The following is a 23,234-nucleotide window of genomic DNA, read 5'->3' as shown; positions in this document are numbered from 1 at the left end:
GATTCGTACTAGCCTGGGGACATACGATGACCGCCCACGCCCGTCCTCGACGTGTCGCGACCCGCCTCGCCCGCGGGCTCCTCCTCGCCGCCGCCCTCGCCCTGCCCGCCCTCGGCGCGGCGGGTTGCAAGGACGATCCGCCGCCGCCGCAGAAGGTCGCGCCGCTCGAGCCGATCCCCGCGCCGGCTGGCCTGCTCGCCGAGGTCTTCGTCCCGAACCCCGACGAGGCCTGGCAGAAGGCCCGCGCGGCCGTGGGTGGCCCGGCGCTCTTCCTGCCCTCGAACGCGAGCAACCTCGCGATCACGCTGCTCGGCTTGCCCCTCGCCGTCTCGGCCGAGATCGACGGCAACATCCCGCTCGTCGCCGCGCTCGTCGAGCGCCCCGGCGGCGGCCGTCCGCGCGCCACGCTGGGCATCCACGTGCGCGACGCCGGCAAGATCGAGACCCTGCTCGTGAAGGGCGAGAGCGCGCGTTTTCAGCTCCGCGTCGACGAGAAGACCTCCATCACCCTGCTCGAGAGCAAGGACGGCGGCGCGCGCCCGCTCGCGCTCGGCCTGCTCGGCAACTACCTGCTCGTCGCGCAAGACACGGCCGACCTGCTCGAGATCGGCCCGTACGTCGCCCGCACCTTGCCCGCGGCGAAGATGCCGAAGGCGCACGTCTCGATCGAGCTGCCGCGTGAGGCGCTCGGCGGCCCGATCGAGAAGGGCCTCCGCTCGGGCTGGGAGAGCCTGCGCCCGCGCGCCCGCACCGGCGACAAGGCGCCCACGCCCCTGCCGAATCCGCTGAACGGGCTCATGGACGCGCTGCTCGGCATCCTCGTCGAGCTCGACCACGCGAGCGTCACCCTCGATTTCGACGACCGCGCCGCGCACCTGCGCCTCCACGGGGCGACGCGTGAGGGCTCCACCGGCGCCGCGGACATCGCCGCGATGACCGTCGGCGACCCGCGCCGCATCCTCGCATTGCCGGCCGACACCGACATCGCCATCTTCCTCCAGGACGACGACGTGAAGTCGCGCGCCTCGAACGCGAAGGGATATGCGGACGCCCTCGTCGCGGCGATGGGCAAGGACGTCCCGGAGGACGACCGCGCCGCCCTCACGGCCGCGCTCGTCGCCGTCGCCGAGGGCCGCGGCGACGCCTTCACGGCCGGCGCCGCGCTGCTCTCGACCGGCCCCTCGATGTACGCGCGCAGCGACGTCGCCGACGGCGACAAACTCGACGCGGCCCTCGGCGACCTCTTTGGCCTCGCCAAACGAAAGAGCTTCTCGGCGTGGCTCGGCGAGCACGAGATGGGCGTGACCACGGGCAAGACCGTGATCGAAAACCTCCCCGGCGACATCCGACGCGTCCGCCTCACGCGCGCCGAGGCCAAGGGCGACAAGGCGAGCAAGGACCGAAAGATCAAGCCCGGCGACAAGCCCGCCGCGCCGCCTCCGGAGGGCGTACCGAATACGATCGACGTCCTGTACATGATCGGCAAAGACGGCCTGCTGCTCGCGGCGGGTTATGACGCGAAGGCCTCGTTCCGGAGCGTATGGGAGTCGCCCTCCAAGGAGAACCTCTCCGGCCGCGCCGAGGCGAAATCGGCCATCACGGCCGTCGGCGACGAGACGGCATTCGTCGCCTTCGTGGATCCCCTGCGCCTCCTGAATCGCCGCGCGGGCAAGGCCGAGGCCGGCCCGAGCGCGCCCGTCGTCTTCGCCCTCGGCAAGGGCGGCGAGGGGGCCAAGGCGAACGATCCGTGGATGCGGCTCGATATCGCGAACCTCGCCATTCAGGAGCTCATCAAGCGCCGCGGCGCGCTTTGAGGTGAGCGCCGGGGCGCCGCCCCGGACCCCGCGGGGGCTGTCCGCCCCTGGTGGGAGGAGGGGGGCACGACCTCGGACAGGGTACGTCCGAGCCCTCCGCCTTTTGTCTTGCCCGACCCGTTCGTCCTCCTGATAGATAGGGCCACACCTCATCCGAGGAGGGGATTCCAGATGAGACGAGGGGATTTCTTCGTCGCGGCGTTCGTCGTCGCGGCGCCGGGCGTCGTGTTGCCTGGGTGTTCGTGGTGGTCGGGGGAGAACGAAGAGCGGGGCCGTATGTGCGCGGCTCCGGTGGAGGGAGGCGAATACTGCGTTTCGTCGGGGGACGGGCCCGGACGCGCCTGGCTCCAGGCGGCGGCGAATGGATCGAGGCCCATCGAGATGTGGGCCGAGCCGCCCGAGGGAATGACGCTCGATACGGTCATTTCGAGCCCCGCCGAGATGGAGCGCTGGCTCGGCGACATCGACGATACGCTCGGCTACGTGCGCGAGATGCAGCGATGCGCCGAGTCCTACAGGGCGAGCATGGCGGGCCGGGTGCGGGAGCGGCTCGTGGCGGCGCGGATCGGTCAAAACCAGTTTCTCGCGCAGACGCCGGTAGACGCGGTGGGGCTGTTCGAGGCCGCGCTCGTGTCGAAGGCCCACGCAGAGAAGGAGCCACTCGTCGCGAAGATCGCGGCGGACAAGCTCTCGATGGGTGCGGTGCAGGCGGTCCTGGACCAGGTGACGCTCGACGTCGGGCCGCTCTCGGCGGCGTATGCGACTCTCGCGGCTGATTTCGCGGCGTATCGGGGGACGGAGCCGGCGGAGAGCGAGGCGTATACGAAGTTCGCAGCGGACGCGTCGAAGGCGAGCCTCGCGGAGCTCGACGGGATCGAACAATCGGTCCTGAAGACGGCGCAAGGCGCGAGCGCGGCGCCGCAGAAGATGGTGCTTCGGGGCATGAAGCTCTCGGCCGAGGTGGTGCAATTCGAGGTCAGCTCACAGGAGGCGCTCGCGCCGCACGCCGATTTCATGACCGCGCACGACGCGCCGAACCCAGACATGACCTCCAGCGCGCAACGCTCGATCCACGCGATGCTCGGGTATGTCGAGCGGCGGATTCGTCGGAGTGACCGGGCGGCGATCTCGCTCCTCTTCGGCATCACGATGCGCAGGCAAGCGCTCCAGTTGCTCGGCGAGAGTGAAGCCGTGCGGGCGCAGGTCGTGGAGGCGAAGGTCACGAAGGCCGAGGCGACGTTTCACGAGAGCGCCGAGGCGCAGGTGTTCGCGTTCGAGAAGGCGCCGCCGCTCGGGGTGAAGCTTTCGATCCCGTACCTCGCGAAGCGATACGACGAGGTCACGACTTTATTGCAGATGCGCCCGCTCTGCGAGTTGCCGTCGTCGTCGTGGCGCGAGAAGGGCTGCGCGGCGATGCGCCCCCATTTCAAGGCGGCGGCGACGTACCGCGCGACGACGTTGCCGGGGCTCGTCCAGACGGGGATCACGACGATGAAGGCGCAAGGCTTGGGCGGCGTATTGCTCGACGCAGCCGCCGCGAAGCTCGCCGCGGGGGACGTGAAGGGGGCTGCCGTTTTGCATGATGCCGCGCTCCGCGGCGCGGAGGGGACATGAAACGATTGTGTGCTTTGTGGTTCGTTGTGCTCGTGTTCTTCGCGCCTGCGGGCGCGTGGGCGGGGACGCCGTACAGCGTTCACTGGGAAATCTTCCAGGAGGTCCTCTCGTGCGAAGATGCCCGCCTCGGGCTCCCAGGTGGCGCCTATTTCCACGCGAATGGGTTGCCGCTGGCGACATTTGATGTCCCCGGGGCCTACGACGAGAGCGAGGAGGGATGGCGGAGCAACGAGGCGGAAGCGCCGTTCGACTCGGTGCTCCTGCGCATGGGGACGAACGAGTTTTCCTTTGCCGTCCACAACTCCCGGAACGACGTCTGCGTCTTCTCGCAGAATGTCGTGACCCTCGAGTCGCACCCGCTGGGGATCGAGAAGCCTCTCTTCAACGTTCGCCGCGCCGGCAAGGCCTTCAGCGGCAGCACGCAGGTCGGCTTCACGCTCTCCGAGATCAACCCGCCGCTCGCGCGTGACATCGCGATCCTGGAGGTGGAGATCGCGGCGGAGCGGAGGTGGCTGATCGAGAACGCCTCGAAGGCGGCGGACCTCGCGGAGCGGCTCGACCTGCTCCAGCAGCTCGACACGGAGCTACATGATCTCGTTTCAAGGCCGCTCGACGAGATCACCGAGGAGGAGCTCGACGCCATTCTGAAGCGATACGAGGAGGTCGTCGACGAAGCGACGCGGGCCGCGCTGGAGCAGCTCCTCGACGACCTGAAGAAGAGCGTGCAGGACTTGAAGGACGAGCTGGCGAGCTTGCTCGACCATTTCGGCGCGCAGGCGGACGCGGTGGCGGATCTGGTGACAGGTGAAGCGCGGGCCGCAGGGTTCTCGCCGGACGATCCGAACGAGTACGGGTTATCGCCGTCGGAGACGCCGTGGGTCGAGGTGCCCGATGTCTCGGGCGTCGCGGGGGCGTTCGATCCGGGCAACGACCCTTATGACGCGTATGCGGACGCGGTGATCGCGGCGCTGTCCGAGGACGTGCAGGCCGGCACGGTGAAGCAACGCGCGGACTTCGCGACACACGTGCGGGCGTGGCGCGCGAACATGGCGGCGATCGAGAAAGCGCTGCTCGCGCGGATGAGCGTGTCGCAGGCGGAGACGGCGGCGTTCCTGAATGCGCAGATCCGGGTCACGAACTACGTGAAGCAATACATGGACGCGTCCGATTGGTTCCTGGATTCGCCGGTGCCGGCGGATCTGCGGGCGCAGGTGGACGGCGTCCTCCGAACGGCTTTTGGCCCGCTGGCCGAGGAGATGAAGGACAACCTCAACCAGTGGGACGGCTTCACGCTGAACCTCGAAGAGACCCAGCTCGTGGAGACGATCCGCGCATTCGCGGGGGCGGTCTCCGCGGTCGACGGGGTCGTGGGTCCGTATGTCGAGGTGATGCAAACGCTGGTGCACGCGACGACGCGGATCGGCATTGGATTCGTGCCGTATGTGGGGCCGGCGCTCGACCTTTGCGAGGCGGTGACGGGGAAGCGGTTTTGTTTGCCCGGGGGCGAGGAGCTATCGACGGAAGAGCGGATCTTTTCGGGGGTGGGATTCGGGTTCGGGAAGATCACGAAGGCTTGGGCGGGGATCAAGGCGGCGGGGGTCCAGCCGGGGGCGAAGGTCGTCGCGGCGGGGGTGTTGAAGTACAACGACGAGTTCCTCAAGGCCTTGCAGGGGAGCAGGAGGCGGATGTACAAGAACTTGGTCGGGGAGGTGACGACCAAGGGCCTCAACGAGTTCGAGGGAAAGGCCGGGCTCTACTTGATGAACGAGCAGAGGAGGCAAATGCTCTGGGTGGGGGACGATATCGTGAAGAAGAAGCTCAAGATCCCCGGTAACCTGATCGAAGGGTTGTCGAGGGCGCCGGATCTCGTGACAGTGACGAAGGGAAACAAGCTCGCGTTGAGCGAGATCAAGGGGGGCGGGAAAGTCGACATCGGGGGGGATGTCCTGCCGCAGTTGAACAACGCGTTGCTCAAGTTGAAGGAAGCCAACTTGCTCGATGAGGTAGACCGCATCGAAGTGATCATGGCGAAGGGAGCCAAGTTCAAGAACCCAAACCACAAGCTCCTGGACGGCTACGTGGTGAGCACCATCGATGGTAACAAGCCCGTCAAGCCGGAAGACTTCAACATCTTCCTGAAGGTCATCCAGCTATGAGCGAGTCCGGCCCGTTCTTCTATGCGTGGTGTGACCAAGCGGACAGGGCCGATGCCTTCGTGGCGGCCTTGCCCGCGCTCCATGGGGATCCGCCCTACGGCGTCCGTCTGACCACGCGCGGCTCTTGTGACTACACGAGACACAAGAATCTTGCGCTCGAGGAGGTGCGGACGCTCGTGCGGGCGCACTTGCGCGATGACATGGCGGAGGCGTCGTTTTCTCCGGCGATCCGGCTCCGTTCAGGACAGTGGACGTACCCGGGCGTCGAGAGTCGTGCTGAGGCATGGGCAATGCACATGTCATGCATCCCGATGCAGGTCTCGGTGTATGACCAGTGGGAGTTCTTTCCACCCCGCATCGAATTCGTCCTCGGCGCCGGCCCCCGCTCCGCGTCCGTCGAGGCGACTGCCATCGCGATCGACACGCAAGGCGACGTGGAGCAGCTCCTCCTCGGCCTCTGCGCGCCGGACGCAGGGCTCGTGACGACGGGCGCGTGTTCCTATTGCTGGCCATGGGGGGCGCCATTGGAGTGCAACGCGACATACCACGCTGATGCGGTCTCCGTCGCGCGCGACCTCGCCCTCTCCTGGGTGCACCTCCACGACGGGTACCATCCGGGAGCCGTCGCGGGGCTCTCCCTCGAAGAGCTCGCCGCGCGCGTCGAAGCCGCCCCCGAAGACGCGCGCGTCGGTATCGCGGACTCCCTCGATCGCGTGGAAAAGCACTTCCACGAGGATCACGAGGCGAGCAAGTCCTTCCCCACCCGAGCCCCGCTCCCCACGCTTGCACGCAAGGGCCCCCGCCCCATTCGATCGGGCGACGAGGAGCTGACCCGCGAGCAGGTCTTGCGGGCCCTCGCCACGCCGCCGGCCGTGCTGCTCGACGCCCTCGAAACAGCGGCGTTCCCTGATGACGAATGGCGCGCGGCCGAGCCGCTCGCCCGCGAGGCGATCGAGGCAAAGAAGCAGGGGGCGCCGACGCTGGAGATCATGGTCACCAGCAAACATCGGCGCTTCATCGAGCACCACGCCCCCTACCACGTCCGCCGCCTCCCGAGCGGCGGCGTCCTCCTCGCGACCCACCCTTACCGCACCCTCTGGCCCCTCTGGGCCGACGCGCTGAATCTGCTGGGCATCCGCCCATAGATACGCTCCGAGGGCGCGGTCCGCGGGGAGGACGTTCGTACACGGCGGACCTGCCCGCGGCGTCCTCGTCGCTCAGCCCCCGTCCCCCGCCGCCTCCTCCTCCGGAGCCTGCTCCTCCCCCGTCTTCGGATCCACATCGGGCGCGCTCCTCCGCGCGCGGATATGCTGCCGGATCGCCTCGTTTTGCTTCACCACCGGCGCCAGCAGCTTGGCCCGCTTCTCCGCGTGGTCCCCCGTCGGCTCGTCGTACGTGCCGAGGACCTTCACGACGATCCGCAAAAGATAATTTTGCCCGGCCGCGCGCGCGGCCTTCACCGCGCCGAAATCGAGGTCGTCCGTGGACTTCAGCACCTCGTCGTATTTTTGCGCGAGCTTCGCGATACGCGCGGCATGGACGTCGAGCCCGAGCTTCTGGACCAGCGGCGCGAGCTCCCCCTGGAGCTTGCCGACGATCGCCTTCACGGCGACGAGCTCGACGTCGCAAGGCGCGTTCGTGATGGCGGCGACGCCATGGGGGAATATCGCGTGCAGCAGGGACTCCACGTCCTGGATGAGCTCCTGGTCCTCGATTTCATCCGCGCCTTTGAGCAGCGCCTCCCCCGCGTTACGCAAGCCGCTGAGCGCGTTGTCGAGCTGGATGTCGGCCCGCTGGAGCGCCTTTTGATCACGGAGCTGCTTGGCCGACGCCTTGCCGGACTTGCGCTTCGTCGCCCAGCGCTGCTCGAGCGCGAACGTCTTCTCGTCCGCCGCGATGGCCTCGACGGCGAGCGCCTCGATGGCCGGCGCAGGCAGCGCCTTCGCGAGGTCAATGACGCGGTAGAAAGTGAAGATACGCCGACCGGTGGGAAAAAGGAGCAGAACGAGGAAATCCGATAGGTTGATGTCCATGGCAGGCATGCTCACCGCATGGCGGGGGCGACGTCAACCCTCGAACAGGCCCCTCGACGTTGGAATCTTGCGCGCCGAACCCACGAGCCGGGTTCGACGCGGCGACGGACGCCCGGGAGGCGGCCACTTCGTGGCTTCGTCACGAGAGCGCGCCGTCGAGCGAAGGCCGACCGGAGGGTTCACGGCCGGGAGGAGGCGCCGAGGAGCTGCCCTGGGACAGGGTGAAAGACGGGAGCCGAACGCAAAAACGAGCCCTGTCCGAGGGTGCGCGCTGACATCCGACGATCATCCGGAGGCCGGAGGCAGGGTCGACGACGGGAGCGCGCCGCCGAAGGCGGCCCGGATCGAGGGTTTCCGACGGGAGCGCGCCGCCGAAGGCAGCCCGGCTCGAGGGTTTCCGGCGAGAGCGCGCGCTCAGGAGCGACCCGCATCGAGGGTTTGGGCCGGGGAAGGACACGCGACCGCGAGGCAACGTGCGGGTTTTGTACGTGCTGCGCCACGAAGTGGAGGGCCCTCACCGCTCCTTCGCGTTCCTCACGCACCGAAACCCGAGCCCTGGCACCTTGTAGCTCACGATCGCCCCGCCCCGGAACGCCGCCAGGATGCCCCTTCCGCTGCGGTTCCAGCCTCCGCCGCGCACCACGTAGTTCCCGATGGTCGACCGCACGTGCACCGGGTCCACCTCGTCCTTGCCCGAATACGGCACGTAGCTGTCGAGCACCCACTCCCACACGTTCCCCGCGAGGTCGTGGATCGGCCCATCGGGCCATATCCTGTCCCCCTTGCGGTGCGTCCCGACCTTCGAGGGGCCGCCGCCGTGGCAGCCGCTGTCGCCGCCCGGCGAGATCAGGATCGCCTGCGTGAAATCGGCGTGCTCGCACGTCGGCTCCTCCTCGCCCCACGGCCACGATCGCCCGTCGCCGCCCGTCGCGGCCCACTCCCATTGCGCCTCGGTCGGCAGCGACTTGCCGTACGCCTCGCAATAGTACTTCGACATCGGGTAATCGACGAGGTTCACCGGGTAATCAGTCTTGTCGGGGTAGGTCACCCACCGGTCCGTCCTCTGCGGCGCCTTGCAGCCCTTCTCCTCGACGCATTTTTTCATGGCGCCTGCCGTCACCTCGGTCTGGTCCATGCAGAAGGGCTTCGTCAGCACCACCTTGTGGGGCAGATCCGCGCGCCCCTTGCCCGGGTTCCTCGACGCGCGGTTGCCGAACCCAAAGGCCGACAAGTTCTTGCCCATCTTGAAGCCCTCAGGCCCCGTTGCAGGCACATACACCTCGCCCTCAGGGCAGGCCGGCACGCACGCCCCCGCCTCGCAGCGCTCGATGTCGAAACACACCTTGCCCGCGCAAGGGTCCTCGACGCGAGGCGCCGCCGCCGCCGCCGCCGTCACCGCCGCCTCCACGACCTCACCACCCGCGTCCACGCCTCCGCTCGTGTCCCCCGGTGGCGTGGCGCAACCGGCAAGGGCAGCGAGGGCGAGGAGCCAAACGAGGACGCCAGGGCGAGTCACGCGGCGGAACTTACCCGCTCACCAGCCGATCGTAAACATTCGGGCGCCCAGGTCTCCTCCAGCGGCGTGGGAGCCGGGGCGCCGCCCCGGACCCCGCGGGGGGCTGTCCGCCCCCTCGACCCCGGACCAGGCACGGCCTGGACCGAGGGTTGAAAAACTGCGCTCCGCGCAGTTTTTCAAACGGGCCCGCGAAGAGGCCGGGTCGCCAGCAGAACCAGCAGCGCGGCTGTGTTGGTTGGCAAGGTCGTCGCCGGTCTTGACTGCGGCTGTTCGATGAACTGCGCGGAGCGCAGTTCATCGACCTTGGGTCCAGCCCCTGGCTGGTCCGGGTGCAGGGGCGGACAGCCCCTGCCGGGGTCTGGGGCAGCGCCCCAGCTCCCTCCGCGCTTCACACGTTCTTCTGCGGGCACACGTCCGCGAACATGCAATCGCCGCATTGTGGCGCCTTCGCGGTGCACGTGTATCGCCCGTGCAGCACCATCGCCGGGCCGAATTTGGTCCAGCGTGCCTCGGGGACCATGTTCATCAGGTCTCGCTCGATGGCCTCGGGTTTCTCCTGCGTCGTCAGGCCCATCCGCTGGCTCACGCGGGCCACGTGTGTGTCCACGATGATGCCCGAGGGGATGTCCCATGCGTTGTTGAGCACCACGTTCGCCGTCTTCCGCGCGACGCCGCGCAGCGCCGTGAGCTCTGCCATCGTCTGCGGCACCTCGCCTCCGTGGCGCTCGACGAGCGCGCGACACGTCTCCTGCACGGACTTCGCTTTCTGCCGGAATGCGCCTGTCGGCTGGAGGATCTGCTCGAGCTCCTCGGTGTTCGCCTCGGCATAGTCCTTGGCCGTGCGGTATTTCGGGAAGAGCGTCTTCGTCACCTTGTTCACCCGCACGTCGGTGCATTGCGCGGCGAGGATGGTGGCGATGAGCAGCTCGAGCGGCGTCGTCCAGTCGAGCTCGTAACGAGCGTCGGGGTACTTCTTCTGGAGCCGCTCGAGCACCGTCGACATCGGGACCTCGCCAGACCTTGCCATACGAATGACCTCCTCGGGGAAAGACGAACCGAGCCTACCCCAATCGAACGAACCTGGCGAGGCCGATGGCCGAGGGCCCGGTCATTGCTTGTCAGGGGCCTTCGCGAGCGAGAGGAACACCGGCACCGTGAGCACGCGGATCCCGTACTGCCGCGCCTTCTGGCTCTTGGCCGTCATCGAATGCGGGTCGTCGATCACCAGCACGTCGAGCTTCTTCGTCACCGACGGCTGGACGCGCAGCCCCGCCGCCACGGCGCGGGCTTCGAGCGCGGCTTTCGAAGGCTCGCCCTCCCCGGAGAAACATATCGATGTGCCCGCGGGGAGGGGCCGCGTCGCGCCGGGGGAGGGCGCCGCGGCGCCGGAGCGCGCGGTGGCGAGCGCCTCGTCCACGGCCTCCGTGGGCAAGCCGAGCAGGCGCGCGACCCGCGCGAGGTCCGCGGCCCCGAGGCCCCCGCCGAGGTCGAGGGCGAGCGCCGCCCGCGCCACGCCCGTCAAATAGGATCGATGCGCCGAGAGAACATCTGCACGCGCGAGGCCCGCGCCGAGGAGGAACTGCCGCGCGGCCGCCGCCTCCTCGTCCGTGACCCTTCGATCTTCGAGGATCTCGTCGAGCAGCGCGTGATACCCCTCCACGCTGCCATTCGAGGCGCCCTCGGGCAAACTCTCCACGACCACGCCGAGCGGCGAAGGTTCGGCCGACGCGGCGCCCTCGCCCCGCGCCGCGAGGCGCGACGGGCCTTCGACGACCGGCCATACGAGCCGCGTGGCCTCGTCGAGCTCGCGGTCGTACGACGTGCGCCAGAAGCCGCTCGCCGAGAGGCGCGCGAAGACCCCCGCGGCCGCGCGTGCGTCGTCGAGGGCCCGGTGCTCGTGCCCGCCGTCGACGCCGAGGGCCTTGCAGCACGACGCGAGCCGATAATCGCCGAGGGCGGGCAGGACCCGCATCGCGAGCTCGCGCGTGCACACGCGCGGCGCCCCGGGCATCTCGTGGCCGAGCCGCCCGAGCTCCTCGGCGAGGAAGGCGAGGTCGAATTTCACGTTGTGCCCCACGAGCACCGCGCCTTCGAGGTGACGCACGAGCTCGGAGAGCACCTCGGAGAAACGCGGCGCGCCCGTGAGGTCCTCGGCGCCGAGGCCGTGGATGTGCGTCGCGCCCGGGTTTCGCTCGGGGTTCACGAGCGTCGAGAGCTCCGCGAGCACGCGGCCCTCGCTGTCCGTGCGCACGACGGCGAGCTCGACGATCCGGTCCGTCTTCCATCGCAGCCCGGTCGTCTCGATGTCCACCACCGCGAATCCGCGGGGAAACGGGGCTCGTCGTTCGGCGCTTTCCATCACGATCGGCGCCACGGTAGCACCTCCGGGCGGGCGAGGACAGCACCTGAAATGGCTCGCCTTTCGGGGTTCCGTCCCGCGGAACGCCATGATACGCGCTCTCCAATCAGGGACATGCGGACCTCGCCCCTCCTCGCTGTTGCGCTCCTCACGCTCTCTGCCTGTGGCTCCCCTTCGGCGGGTGATTCCACGCCCGTCGTCCTCGCGGGCCCGCCCCCGTTCCCGGTCGAGAGCCGTGCCGAATGGCCCACGCAGGCCTGGCCGACGGCGGATCCGGCCTCCGTGGGGATCGACCCGGCCGCGCTGAAGAAGCTCGACGATTACCTCTTCACGCGCCACGGCGACGACGTCGATCGCAAGGGGCAACGCACGAATGCGTTTGTATTGGTGAAGGACGGCAAGCTCGTCTTCGAGCGATATGCGCGCGGCACCACGGCCGAGACCTCGCTGCTCACGTGGTCGGTCTCGAAGAGCTTCGTGAACACGCTGATCGGGATCGCGGTGGGGGAGGGGCGCTTCCGGGTCGACGAGCCCGCGGGCAAGTATTACACGGCGCTCGGCCCGGACAAACAGAACGTCCGGATCACGGACCTCCTGCGCATGAGCTCCGGGATCGACTGGAACGAGACCTACGAGGCGTCGCCGGTCTTCTCCTCGGTCATGGCCATGCTCTACACGCGCGGCCAGGACGACATGCCTCGTTTCGTCGCCGGGCACGGCCTCGCCCATGCCCCGGGCACGCGCTGGAGTTATTCGAGCGGCGACACGAACGTCCTGCTCGCGGCCCTGCGCGCCACGATGTCGGACGCCGAATATGCGTCCTATCCGTGGAAGGCGCTGTTCTTGCCGCTCGGCATGAAGAGCGCCCGCTTCGAGCGTGACGGCGCGGGGAATTTCGTGGGCTCCTCGTACCTCTACGCGAGCGCCCGGGACCTCGCGAAATGGGGCCTGCTCTACCTCACGGACGGGGTCTGGGAGGGCAAGCGCCTCCTGCCGGAGGGATGGGTCGCCTACACGCTGACGATGGCCCCCGCGTACCACACGACCGACGTGCCCCCGCCGTTATGGGAGGACAACCCCGGCGCGCAGGTCTATCTGAATGTCGGCGATCCCGCGCGGAACATCCCGCGCCCCTGGCCCGCCGCGCCGCCCGACACGTTCGCGGCCCTCGGCCACTGGGGAAAATCGATCTTCGTGATCCCCTCGCTCGACCTCGTCGCCGTGCGCCTGGGCGACGATCGTGAATATGGCTGCTCGGTGCACCACGCATCGAAGGGCTGCGTGCCCGATCGCGAGAAGGCGTTCACGAAGGGATATTACCTGGAGCTGCTCTCCGGGCTGGTGAAGCGATGAAGCGGGCGAAGAAGGCGCTCAAAGCCGCCGGCATTGGCCTCGGGGTGATCCTCGTGCTCGTCGGGGTCTTCGTCGCCTGGAACTGGCAGGCCCTCTCCGCGTTCCCGACCTTGCCCGCGGGGTACGAGGCGAAAGAGCTCTGCTCCTGCCTCTTCGTCGAGGGCCGCCCGCAGCCGGAGTGCGAGGCGTTCATCCGCCAGGACGTCGTCCCCATCGACGGCCGCTCCTTCGACATGGAAGGCAAGTCGGTGACCGTGACGGCGCTCGGGAACACGCGCCGCGCCCATTACGTGTCCGAGAGGTTCGGCTGCGTGATCGACGCCGCAGGAGAGTGAGCCGTCATTTGCCCGTCGGCGCGGCCCTCGCCGGGCTCTTCGCCCCGCACCCGAGCCGCATCGCGAACGATTTCGTGCCCGCCGTGTACACCACCCACACCGTATTCGCGTCGGCCGCCGCCGCGGAGAGCTCGAGCACCTGCCCGGGATAAGCCGCCACCTCCTGCGGCTCGATCACCCCGCCCCCGCCGAGCGTCGCGACCTCGAGGACCTGCGGGGATCCCGGCTCCTTCGCCTCCGGCCGCGCATACACCACGATGGTCTCGCCGCACGCCGGCGCCGCCGCCACGGGCGCGACGTCGATCCCGTTCGGGTAATCGAGCGTCTTGATCTTCGCCTTGCCGCCCCAGTCGACGAGAATGTCATGGAGGGCAAAACCCTTGTCCGTGGCGAGCGGCAAGAGCCCCGCCGCGGCGTTCCCGGCGCGCGCCGCGACGAGCTCCGGATACCCCTCCGGGGGCCCGCCGACGAAGACCACCTCGTCGGCCGCGATCGCCGTCGTCTTCTCGCGGACCTCGAAGCGCCGCGCGTGCACCGGCGTCATCGCGCTCCGCGCGTCGAGCCACATCGCGATCACCTGCCCCTCGCCGACCTCGACGAGCGAGATGCTCGACGCCCCCGAGCCCTCGGGCGAGAGGTCGAGGACGCCGCCGCCCTCGACCCACAATCGACCATTTCGCTCGGCGTTCCGCGCGTTCGGCGTCGCCAGATAAGCCACGGCGTCGCGCCCGCCCGTGCGCAAGGCCGACGGGCTCGACCCGGGCACCGCGTCGTTCGCCACGACCTCCGGCGCGCCGAGTTTGCCCTCGGCGTCGAGCGTGCTCCGGACGAGCCCCGACCCCTCGACCCAGTACGTGTGCCTCGTCCCCGAGGCGTCCTCGGCGACGGCCACCCGCCCGCGTGGCCATTTGCGCGCCCGCTCCGGCTCGCTCGGGCCGGGCGCGGGGCCGTCCGCCCCGAACAGGCTCACCTGCGCCGCATTACCCGAGAGCCGCCAGATCACGCCCTTCGAGAAGACCGTGGCCGCCCCGCCGATCGCTATTGGCTGCTCGGGCCCGTCGATGAGGAAACGCGCGCCGGTCCGCGGCTTGTGCTTCTTCGAATTCCCCGCGCCCGCGAGCGCGGCGGACGACGTCGGCGCGGCGGATCCCGCGGGGGCCGCGGTCTCCGCGGGCTTCGCCGTCGCCGTCGCGAGGGGCTCGACGGTCGCGGTCTCCGGCGCCTGCGGCAAAGGTTTGTCCTTCTTCGGCGTCGGGCGCCGGCAGCCCGCGCCCGGGAGCGCGAGCGCCACGAGAGCGAGCCCCACGCAGAGGCGCTTCAAGGACAAACCTGCTCGGCCGGCACCGCCTCGCTCCGCAGCCACGCCGTCGCGCAGGCCGTGGCGTCGTAGCCGCCCACCGATTTCACGATGTCGAGCAGCTCCGAGAACCGCGCGGCGCGCCCCTTGTATTTGAGGAAAAACGCCTTGAGCGACGGGTCGAGTTTGCTCGTGCCGATCTTCGCCTCGAGCGCGCGGAAGAAAAACGCGCCCTTCATGTAGGCGATGTCCCCGAAGAGCTGATCCTTCAGGATGTCGACCTCGCCGCAGCCCTCGGGCCAGGCGATCTTCGACGCTGCGCCGGCCATCGCGGTGTTCAGCCGGCTCTGGTAATGGGTCCAGAGCTTCGTGCCCTCGTCGGCGCCCATCACCGCGGCGATCGCGCGCGCCTCGAGGTAACTCACGGTCCCCTCGGAGAGCACGAAATCCTCCCAGCACGCGGGCCGCACGCCGCCGCCGAACCAGCCGTGCGCCGCCTCGTGCGCCTGGATCCAGGGGTCACCCATGGCGATCGTCGAGACGTGCCAGTACGGGTGGTGCTCCATGCCTCCATACGCCGTCGGCCCCCAGTCCACCGCGACGGCGCCCGCCTCGCCGCCGAACGGATATCCGCCCAGCGTTTGCTCGTAGAAGTTCATCACGTCGAGCAGGGCGGCCGTCCCTTTTTGCGCGTCCGCCTCGCCGCCGGGCAGGTAATGCGCCACGACCTTCACGCCCTGGAACGTCGTCCCGAGGTCGAGCTTCGTATAGCTGCCCGTCGCCCAGGCGATCTGGTAGGAGGGCGCGTCGATCCCGATCGCCACCGGGTGCACCGTCGTCATGCCCGCGGGCGCGCCCGTCACGGTGAGCTCGAACGTCGTGCCGTCCGCCGGGTCCGAATGGCACGGGAAGAGGTTGCCGCAGAAATAGGGCCATACGAGCGTCGAGCCCTTGGCCATGAGGCCCTGGAACTGCGCCTGCTCCTTGAACGTGTATTCGATCGTGACCGTGGCCGAGCCCAGGTTCTTCGGCACCCCGATGTCGAGCTGGCCCTGCGCGAGCGCCCATTTCAGCGGCCCCTGTGCGTTCGAGACGCTCACGATCTCGAGCCCCGCGGCCTCGAACGACGCGCCCGTGCTCATCTGCGAGGAGGCGAGGTCGATCACCGCGGTGGCCGTCTTCGTCTCGAGATCGACGGTGAGCGCCGTCCTCTGGATGTTGCGTCCGAGGTCGACCGACGGCTCGGGCGGCTCCTCGTACGGGGTGCCCGTGCTCGACGTGTCGCCCTTCTGGTCACCTTCCTGCGCGCAGCCGAGGGCCGCGAAGGCGGTGAGGGCCGTGATCCCGACGAGCCTCGCGCTTCCATCGATCCGCATGTATCGCCTCCATGAGAGCGCACGATCATCCACACCGGGAGGAGAGCATGTCAAGGCCGCGTTCGCCCGGAATTTTCCGCTGCCTCTGCGATCATTCTTTCGAAGAGGTGCCCCTTTACGAGCGGGACGGGCCCGTGCTCTACTCTCGCACCGACGTGCCGGAGCGTGAGCGATGAGCGAGATCTTCACCTTCTTGTCGACCGCCTTTCCCCCGATCACGCAGGTGACGGCTTTCAAGGGGCGGGAGGCCATTTCATGGACGTATGAATTCGACGTCGCGTTGAAGCTCACGGGGCTCGACGTGGACGTCGCCGCCGCGGTGGGGGCCCGCGGCACGTTGACGATCGATCGGGGGCTCGCCGCGCCGCCGTTCGTCTTCCACGGCATCCTCGCCTCCGTCGAGCTCGTGAACGATTACGGCGCGTACGGACTCTACCTGGCGAAGCTCGTCCCGACGTACTGGCAGCTCACGCTCACGCGCCACAGCCGCATCTTCACGGACGTGAGCATCCCCGACATCATCGAGGCCCTCCTGAAAGAGGGCGGCCTCGGGGCGAACGACTACCGCCTGGCGCTCTGGAACGACTATCCGAAGCTCGAGCACGTCTGCCAGTATCGCGAGAGCGACCACGATTTCATCGCCCGGCTCGCCGAGCGCGAGGGCATTTATTTCTACTTCGAGCAGGGCGAGGAGCGCGAGGTCCTGGTCTTCACCGACACGCGCGCGGCGCACAAGAAGCTCGCGCCGAAGCCCGTGAAGTACTTCCCCGCGCCGGCCGGCGACGTCTCCGCGGGCGAGTCGCTCCGCTCGTTCCGGTGCCGCTCGAACGCGCTGCCCGGCCGCGTACAGGTCCGCGATTACAACTACCTGAAGCCGAGCCTCGAGGTCAAAGGCAGCGCCGAGCTCTCGGGCAAGGGCGACATCGTCCTTTACGGCGAGAACGTGAAGACGCCCGGCGAGGGCACGCGGTACGCCTCGATCCGCGCCGAGGAGTTCGCCGCGCGGCAGACGATCTACACGGGCACGGGCCCGCAGTTCTACCTCCGGCCGGGGTACGTCTTCGATCTCGAGGAGCACCCGCGGCTCGCCTTCAACAGCGAATACCTGACGATCGAGATCGAGCACCTCGGCAACCAATCGGCGAGCGGCGAGGATCTCGAGATGCTCTTCGGCGTCGATCCCACGAAGGAGACGTACCTCGCCACGGTGCACGCCATCCCGCACGCGACGCAGTTCCGCGCCGAGCGCAAGACGCCCTGGCCGCGGATCGACGGCGTGGTCGACGGCGTGGTCGACGGCATCGCGGCGAGCCCGTACGCGCAGATCGACACGCACGGCCGGTACAAGGTGAACATCTTCTTCGACGAGGGCGACGCGGTCGACGGCTCGCGCTCGACGTGGGTGCGGATGCTCCAGCCGCACGGCGGCAGCGTCGAGGGCCAGCATTTCCCGCTGCGCAAGGGCACGGAGGTGCACCTCGTGTTCCTCGGCGGCGACCCGGATCGCCCCGTGATCGTGGGCGCCGCGCATAACGCCGAGACGCCGAGCGTGGTGACGCAGAGCAATTACACGAAGAACATGATCCGGACGGGGTCGAACAACTTCATCGAGATGGAGGACCTGCTCGGCTCGACGCACGTCCACGTCTTCGCGCCGAAGTTCAACTCGTCGCTCCACCTCGGCAACGGCGGGTACAACTTCGACCTCCGCACGGACATGAACGGCCACGTCTACACGGGGAACAACCTCGACGTGGACGTGATGGCGAACAAGACCGAGGACGTCCTCGGGACGATCACCGAGGTCTACGTCGGCCCCTTCTCGACGACGGTGACGAACCCCGTCACGCAGACGTACAACGCGACGTACAACGAGACCGTCGAGGGCGCGGTCACGGTTCGTTACAACAATTCGCTCGATCTCCAGGTCACGGCGAATACGACGCAGGTCTACCAGAGCGTCGTCAACCTCAACGTGCAGGGCCCGAACACCGAGGCGTTCGACAGCACGTACGACGAGACGGTGACCGGGAAGATGACCGGCGTCTACCTCGCGTCACGCGAGGACACCGTGACGGGGGAGGACAAACTCACCGTCAATGGCACGCAGATGATCAACGTCACGGGCGACGTGACCGAGGAGATCGGCGGCGGCTACAACCTCACGGTGACGGGTGATCTCACGAGCACCATCAACGGCAGCCAGACGATCTCCACGTCGGGGCCCTTCCAGTGGTTCAAGAAGGCGTCGTTCGACGGCTTCACGTACGGCGTCTCGTTCGGCGGGCATTTCGGCGCGTCGATCGGCCTCTTCGCGGGGCTCAAGCTCGACCTCTCCGCCGCGATCAGCATCGAGCTCGCCGCCTCCGTGAAGCTCATGTCGCGCGCCATCGAGATCGCCTTCAGCGGCCCCTCGATCAACGCGGCGCCCATCTGGCTGGGGCAGTTCGGGGCCCGGCTCAACACGATCGGCGCGAAGCTCCACCTCGGGAGCGCCGAGATCAAGGTCAACGGGGTCACGCTGTTCTCCTGAGCCATCGTGAAGGTCGTCAAGCCGCTCCGGTGTAGCCTGCTCCACCGCGTCTTCGATCACGACGGGAAGCATTTTTTCGTCGCGACCGTCGTCGCGTTGTTTCCTTTCGACGAGCCGAAGGCCATCCAGCCCGAGGTCGAGCTCTGGAAGCTCGTCGGCAAGGAGCTCGGCCGGTTCGGGGTGCTCGACCATTGCATGGCGAAGCTGCGCGGCGAGCTCCTGGTCACGGGCGCGTGTTTCCCGCCGGGCGGCAAGCCCGCGCCCTGGTCGCACGTGCGGGTGACGCTCGGGCCCCTCGACAAGAGGCTCTACGTCATCGGCGACCGCACCTGGAGCCTCGTCGGCCCCACCGACCCCGTCCCGTTCACGCGTATGCCGATCGATTACGAGCACGCGTTCGGCGGAGAAAAATACCCACAAAACCCCGTCGGCAAGGGGGCCGCGCCGGTCAAGAACGACGAGGGCAAGGCCGTGCACCCGCTGCCGAACGTCGAGGATCCGAAGCGGATCATCCAGTCGAAGGGGGATCGCCCGCCGCCAGCCTCGCTCGCGGCCTGGGACATCACGTGGCCGCATCATTTCGCCAAGATGGGCACGTACGACCAGAAGTGGCTCGAGGAGCAGTTCCCCGGCATCGCGCTCGACGCCAATTTCGACCTCTTCAACGTGGCCCCGCCCGATCAGCGCGTCGAGGGGTTTTTCCGCGGCGACGAGGCCTTCACGGTCGAGAACATGCACCCCACGCGCGAGAAGATCGAGTCGCGCCTGCCCGGCCTCTCGGCGCGGTGTTTCTTGCGCTTCGCGCCCGAGCACGAGGAGCCGTTCGCGGAGCTCGCGATGCGGCTCGACACCGTGCACCTCTTCCCGCACGAGGCGCGTGGCCTGCTCGTCTTCCGCGGCGCCCGGACGATCCACGAGCCCGACGCCGCCGATATCGAGATCGCCATGGCCGCGCTCGAAGAGACCGGCGCGCCGCGGCCGAGGGAGCATTACGAGGCGGTGCTCGCGGCGCGGCTCGATCGCAAGAAGGCCCATTTGCACGTCCTGCGGGACATCGATCTCGTCCCCGCGAGCGTGCTCGAGGCGGCGAAGGCCCTCTCGCTCGACAAGGACGAGCTCGACGCGGCCGTCGTGACCGAGGGGCTCGTCCAGAAAAACCTCCGCCGCCGGATGGAGCGCGAGCTCGAAGCCACCAAGGAGAAGTTACGCGCCGCGGGCGTGGATCCGGCCACGGTGCCGAACCTCGCGCTCCCGCCGCCCGAGGAGAGCGCGCCGCCGAACCTCGACGAGCTGCCCGATTTCGTCGAGGCCATGGAGGCGAAGGCCGAGGCGATGCAGAAGGAGGGCGAAAAGCGCCGCGAGGAGGCGTTCGCCAAGCTGCGCGAGCTCTGCGCCGAGCAGAAGGTCGATTACGACGCCATCGTGGCGAAATCGCGCCGCGAGTCCACGGGCGCGCCGAAGTTCACGGCCGAGGGCGAGATCCAGCGGCTCCGGGATCTCGCGACGCTCGGGAAAAACGCGGGCACGCCGATCCCGGGCGTCGAGGAGCAGCTCGCGGATTCGGGCCTGCGCGCGCGGCTCGAAGCGGCGGAGGAGCAGCTCCGGGAGGCCTATCGTGTCGCGGCGCATTTCCAGGAGCCCGCGCCGGCCATGGATCCCGAGGAGAACGGGCGGGCGCGCGAGGAGATCGTGCGTCGTTACGTGGCGGGCGTGCCGCTCGCGCGGCGCGATTACACGGGCATCGATCTCGCGGGGATCGACCTCTCCGGCGCGGATCTCGAGGACGCGTATTTCGAGGGCGCGAACCTCGAGGGCGCGAACCTCCGGGGCGCGAACCTGCGGCGCGCGGTCCTCGCGCGGGCGAACCTCACGAATGCGCGGCTCGACGGGGCCGTGCTCGTGGAGGCGAACCTCGGGCGGACGCGGCTCTCGGGCGCGAGCCTCGCGGGCGCGGACCTCGGGCGGGCGATCCTCTACGAGGCCGATCTCCGCGCTGCGAGCCTCGACGGCGCGGCGATGAGCGAGGCGCTCCTGCTCGACATCGTGATCGGGCCGGACACGGACCTCTCGAACATCCGCGCCGAAAAACTGTTTTTCCTGAAGACCCCCCTGGCCGGCGTCCGCATGCGCGGCGCGAAGCTCTTGCTCTGCAATTTCGTCGAGGTCGACCTCACGGGGGCGGATTTCGCGGGCGCGGAGGTGAAGTCGGCCGCGTTCGTGGAGTGCCGCGGCGATCGCGCCTCGTTCGCGGGGGCGAACCTCACGAACCTCCGCCTCGTGAAGAATTGCGCCTTCGAGGACGCCGATTTCTCGGACGTGATCGCGCCGGGGTCGAACGTGCGCGGCGCGAAGCTCGCGCGCTCGTCGTTCGCGCGGGCCGATCTCGGCAAGAGCGAGCTCGGCGCGGCCGACCTCCGGGGCTGCGATTTCACCGGGGCGACGCTCGTCGACGCGAGGCTCCTGCGCGCGGATCTCCGCAATGCGCGGCTCCGGGGCGCGAACCTCCTGCTCGCCGTGATGCAACGCGCGCTCCTCGCGGGCGCCGATTTCGAGGGGGCGAACCTCTTCGCCGTGGATCTCTCGGGGTCGGTCGGGGACAAGGAGACGAGTTTTTCCGGGGCGAACGTCGAGCGCGTCGTCGCCGCGCGGGGGTCCCATGCGAAGGGATGAGCTCGAAGCGCTCGTCGCGGGGGGCGAGGTCATCTCGGGCGTGGACCTGTCCGGGCTCGATCTCGCGGGCGCGAAGCTCTCGGGCGCGGTCTTCGAGGACGTGCGCCTGCGCGGCGCGAAGCTCGCGGGCGCCTCGCTGCTCGAGTCGATCCTCGTCCATTGTGATCTCGCGGAGGCCGACCTCGCGGGGGCCGACCTCCGGCACCTCTCGTTCGTCGAGGGCGCGCTCGACGGCGCGCGGCTCGACGGATCCCGCGCGAGCGCCGCCCGGTTCGTGAATACGACCCTGCGCGGCGCGAGCTTCGTCGAGGTGAACCTGCTCGGCGCCGCGTTCGTCGAGCCGAACCTCGAGGACGCACAGTTTGGCAAGGCGAACCTCGACCGCGCGAGCTTCGTGGACGCGCGCGTGGCCGGCATGCGCCTCGCGGGGGCGCGGCTCTCGCAGACGGTCCTCATGAAGGCCGACATGCGCAAGGTGGAGCTGCGCGAGGCGACGATCCAGACGGCCGTCTTCCTCGGCGCGAATTTCGCCGGGATGGATCTCTCCGGCCTCGACCTCACGCTCACGCAGTTCATGGACGCGGATCTCTCGGGCGTGGACCTCGGGGGCGCGACGATCGCGCAATGTAATTTCAAGGGCGCGAACCTCACGGAGGCGCGACTCTCCGGGGCGAAGGCGCAGCGGGCGATGTTCGCGGGCGCGAAGCTCGAGCGCGCGCGGCTCGACGGCGTCGTCGCGCGGGAGTGCCTCTTCGTGGAGGCAGAGGCGAAGGAGGCCGATTTCACGGGGGCCGACCTCGAGCTCTGCGTCTTCGTGCGCGCCCGCTGCCAGGGCGCTCGGTTTGGCAAAGCAAACCTCACCTATGTGGACTTTTCGCACGCGGACCTGTCGGGCGCCGATTTCGTGGGCTCGAACATGTTCCGCGCGCGCCTGCACCGCGTGACGGACGCGGGCGCGAGCTTCGGGGTCTCGCGCAAGGTCGCGCTCGGCGATGACGCGCCGCTCGCGGCGGCCGAGTTATGGAAGCCCCCGAGCGGCGAATCCGACGGACGGCCACGAGACGGAGACGGAGACGGAGGACGGACATGAGCAATCTCGCGAGGAAGCTCGATGAGCTCGACGCATTCCAGGTGATGGGCACGGTCGTCCGCGCGGAGGACGGGTTTTTCGTGGTCCGGACGGGCCGGGGCGACATGCGCGCCCGTCGCGCGACGAGCTGCCTCGTCGAGCCGCGCGAGCGTGATTTCGTCCTCGTGGCCGGCGCGCCGAGCGGCGCGGCGTACGTGCTCGCGGTGCTCGAGCGCGAGGCGGGGGCCGGCGCGGCGATCGCGTGTGACGGCGACCTCGAGATCAAGCTCCCGCAGGGCGGGCTGCGCGTCGCCGCGAAGGAGAACATCGATTTCGTCTCGGCCGCGGAGGTCGGCGTGGCGGCGGAGGGCGTGCGTGTGCACGCGTCGTCGGGCAGCGTCGTGCTCGACAGCCTCTCGTACCTCGGCTCCGTGGTCCGCGCCGAGATCGGCAAATTGCGCCACGAGGGCGGCGTGGTCGAGCGCGTCGTCGAGCGCGTGAGCGAGCGGGTGAAGCGCTCGTTCCGCAAGGTCGAGGAGGTCGATCAGCTCCGGGCCGAGCGGATCGACCACAGCGCCAGGCAGGTCATGAGCCTGCGCGCGGAGAATACAATCGTCTCCGCCGAGCAGCTCGTGAAGATGGACGGCGAGCAGATTCACCTGGGATAAACGGGGTTCGAGGGCAGGAAGGAGGGCCGTCATGTTCGGAAATTCTCAAATGGGCGGGATGAACCTCGGATTCCCGGACGTGTGCCTGACGCCCATGCCGGTGCCGGTGCCGATTCCGTATCCGAACATCTCCTTCGGCCCGGTCGGTTTTCCGCCTTCGTTCAACGTCCTCTGGATGTGCACGCCGGCGCATCACCTCCTGACGACGCCGCTCATCTCGATCGGTGACACGCCCGGCATCGCGATGGGCGTCGCGTCGGGGATGGTCATGGCGCCGACGCGGCCGGTCACCGGGGCGTTCACCGTGCTCGTCAATGGTTTGCCCGCGACGCGTATGACGAGCTTCAACATCCAGAACAACACGAACTGCCCGGGAATGACTCTGGTCCCCGCGCAGATCAAGGTGATCCTGCTCGCCCCTTGAGGCGGCGAGCTTTTCAA

General features: G+C 68.7%; 17 protein-coding genes. 11 read left to right on the top strand and 6 right to left on the bottom strand.

Annotated elements, in window-relative coordinates:
* Nucleotides 1-26: 26 nt before the first annotated feature.
* The 4 genes from GF068_RS35445 to GF068_RS35425 all read left to right on the top strand — a co-directional run bounded on the left by GF068_RS35445 (nucleotide 27) and on the right by GF068_RS35425 (nucleotide 6,729).
* Nucleotides 27-1,814, top strand: a complete 1,788-nt coding sequence (locus GF068_RS35445; protein ID WP_153823955.1) for a hypothetical protein — start codon at nucleotides 27-29, stop codon at nucleotides 1,812-1,814.
* A 171-nt stretch (nucleotides 1,815-1,985) separates the two neighbouring features.
* Complete coding sequence (locus tag GF068_RS35440) at nucleotides 1,986-3,428, top strand: hypothetical protein (RefSeq protein WP_153823954.1); 1,443 nt, start codon at nucleotides 1,986-1,988, stop codon at nucleotides 3,426-3,428.
* Nucleotides 3,425-5,584 (top strand): hypothetical protein, encoded by a 2,160-nt coding sequence (locus tag GF068_RS44555; protein WP_240807874.1) that lies wholly within the window; start codon nucleotides 3,425-3,427, stop codon nucleotides 5,582-5,584. Before GF068_RS35440 ends, GF068_RS44555 begins: the two co-directional genes overlap by 4 nt.
* Complete coding sequence (locus GF068_RS35425) at nucleotides 5,581-6,729, top strand: hypothetical protein (protein ID WP_153823953.1); 1,149 nt, start codon at nucleotides 5,581-5,583, stop codon at nucleotides 6,727-6,729. Before GF068_RS44555 ends, GF068_RS35425 begins: the two co-directional genes overlap by 4 nt.
* A 72-nt stretch (nucleotides 6,730-6,801) precedes the next feature.
* Here GF068_RS35425 and GF068_RS35420 read toward each other — a convergent pair whose 3' ends face one another.
* From GF068_RS35420 to GF068_RS35405, 4 genes are all read right to left on the bottom strand, one after another.
* Nucleotides 6,802-7,617, bottom strand: coding sequence for a hypothetical protein (locus GF068_RS35420; protein WP_153823952.1), 816 nt, complete (start codon nucleotides 7,615-7,617; stop codon nucleotides 6,802-6,804).
* A 514-nt stretch (nucleotides 7,618-8,131) separates the two neighbouring features.
* A complete protein-coding gene (locus tag GF068_RS35415; RefSeq protein WP_153823951.1) occupies nucleotides 8,132-9,133 on the bottom strand; it encodes an SUMF1/EgtB/PvdO family nonheme iron enzyme in 1,002 nt (333 codons plus the stop codon).
* A gap of 388 nt (nucleotides 9,134-9,521) precedes the next feature.
* Entirely contained in the window at nucleotides 9,522-10,160 is a 639-nt protein-coding gene (gene nth, locus GF068_RS35410) for an endonuclease III (RefSeq protein WP_206079620.1), read from the bottom strand.
* A gap of 81 nt (nucleotides 10,161-10,241) precedes the next feature.
* Nucleotides 10,242-11,447 (bottom strand): exonuclease domain-containing protein, encoded by a 1,206-nt coding sequence (locus GF068_RS35405; RefSeq protein WP_170319870.1) that lies wholly within the window; start codon nucleotides 11,445-11,447, stop codon nucleotides 10,242-10,244.
* A 159-nt stretch (nucleotides 11,448-11,606) separates the two neighbouring features.
* Between GF068_RS35405 and GF068_RS35400 the strand changes: the two genes are divergently transcribed.
* Together GF068_RS35400 and GF068_RS35395 are read left to right on the top strand one after the other, a co-directional pair.
* On the top strand, nucleotides 11,607-12,845 hold the full coding sequence (locus GF068_RS35400; protein WP_153823949.1) for a serine hydrolase domain-containing protein: 1,239 nt from the start codon (nucleotides 11,607-11,609) through the stop codon (nucleotides 12,843-12,845).
* Complete coding sequence (locus GF068_RS35395) at nucleotides 12,842-13,180, top strand: hypothetical protein (protein ID WP_153823948.1); 339 nt, start codon at nucleotides 12,842-12,844, stop codon at nucleotides 13,178-13,180. The genes GF068_RS35400 and GF068_RS35395 overlap by 4 nt, the downstream gene beginning before the upstream one ends.
* Before the next feature lie 4 nt (nucleotides 13,181-13,184).
* Here GF068_RS35395 and GF068_RS35390 read toward each other — a convergent pair whose 3' ends face one another.
* Both GF068_RS35390 and GF068_RS35385 read right to left on the bottom strand, forming a co-directional pair.
* On the bottom strand, nucleotides 13,185-14,501 hold the full coding sequence (locus GF068_RS35390; RefSeq protein WP_153823947.1) for a hypothetical protein: 1,317 nt from the start codon (nucleotides 14,499-14,501) through the stop codon (nucleotides 13,185-13,187).
* Nucleotides 14,498-15,853: a M1 family metallopeptidase gene (locus GF068_RS35385; RefSeq protein ID WP_170319869.1), complete on the bottom strand. Its 1,356-nt coding sequence runs from the start codon at nucleotides 15,851-15,853 to the stop codon at nucleotides 14,498-14,500. Before GF068_RS35385 ends, GF068_RS35390 begins: the two co-directional genes overlap by 4 nt.
* Before the next feature lie 172 nt (nucleotides 15,854-16,025).
* Here GF068_RS35385 and GF068_RS35380 point away from each other — a divergent pair, with 172 nt between their 5' ends.
* From GF068_RS35380 to GF068_RS35360, 5 genes are read left to right on the top strand one after another with little or no spacing between them, the layout of a single operon-like run.
* Entirely contained in the window at nucleotides 16,026-18,386 is a 2,361-nt protein-coding gene (locus tag GF068_RS35380) for a type VI secretion system Vgr family protein (protein WP_153823945.1), read from the top strand.
* Nucleotides 18,387-18,392: 6 nt separating this feature from the next.
* Nucleotides 18,393-21,056 (top strand): DUF2169 domain-containing protein, encoded by a 2,664-nt coding sequence (locus tag GF068_RS35375; protein ID WP_153823944.1) that lies wholly within the window; start codon nucleotides 18,393-18,395, stop codon nucleotides 21,054-21,056.
* A complete protein-coding gene (locus tag GF068_RS35370) occupies nucleotides 21,043-22,146 on the top strand; it encodes a pentapeptide repeat-containing protein (RefSeq protein ID WP_153823943.1) in 1,104 nt (367 codons plus the stop codon). The genes GF068_RS35375 and GF068_RS35370 overlap by 14 nt, the downstream gene beginning before the upstream one ends.
* Nucleotides 22,143-22,793 carry a DUF3540 domain-containing protein gene (locus GF068_RS35365; protein ID WP_170319868.1) on the top strand — a complete coding sequence of 217 codons (651 nt, stop codon included), beginning with the start codon at nucleotides 22,143-22,145 and terminating at the stop codon, nucleotides 22,791-22,793. Before GF068_RS35370 ends, GF068_RS35365 begins: the two co-directional genes overlap by 4 nt.
* 31 nt (nucleotides 22,794-22,824) lie before the next feature.
* Nucleotides 22,825-23,217, top strand: a complete 393-nt coding sequence (locus GF068_RS35360; protein WP_153823941.1) for a DUF4150 domain-containing protein — start codon at nucleotides 22,825-22,827, stop codon at nucleotides 23,215-23,217.
* Nucleotides 23,218-23,234 lie beyond the last annotated feature (17 nt).

This window comes from Polyangium spumosum (genome assembly GCF_009649845.1).
Taxonomy (GTDB): domain Bacteria; phylum Myxococcota_A; class Polyangia; order Polyangiales; family Polyangiaceae; genus Polyangium; species Polyangium spumosum.
The sequence above is the reverse complement of the archived record's forward strand: the minus strand, read 5'-3'. Positions and strand labels throughout refer to the sequence as shown.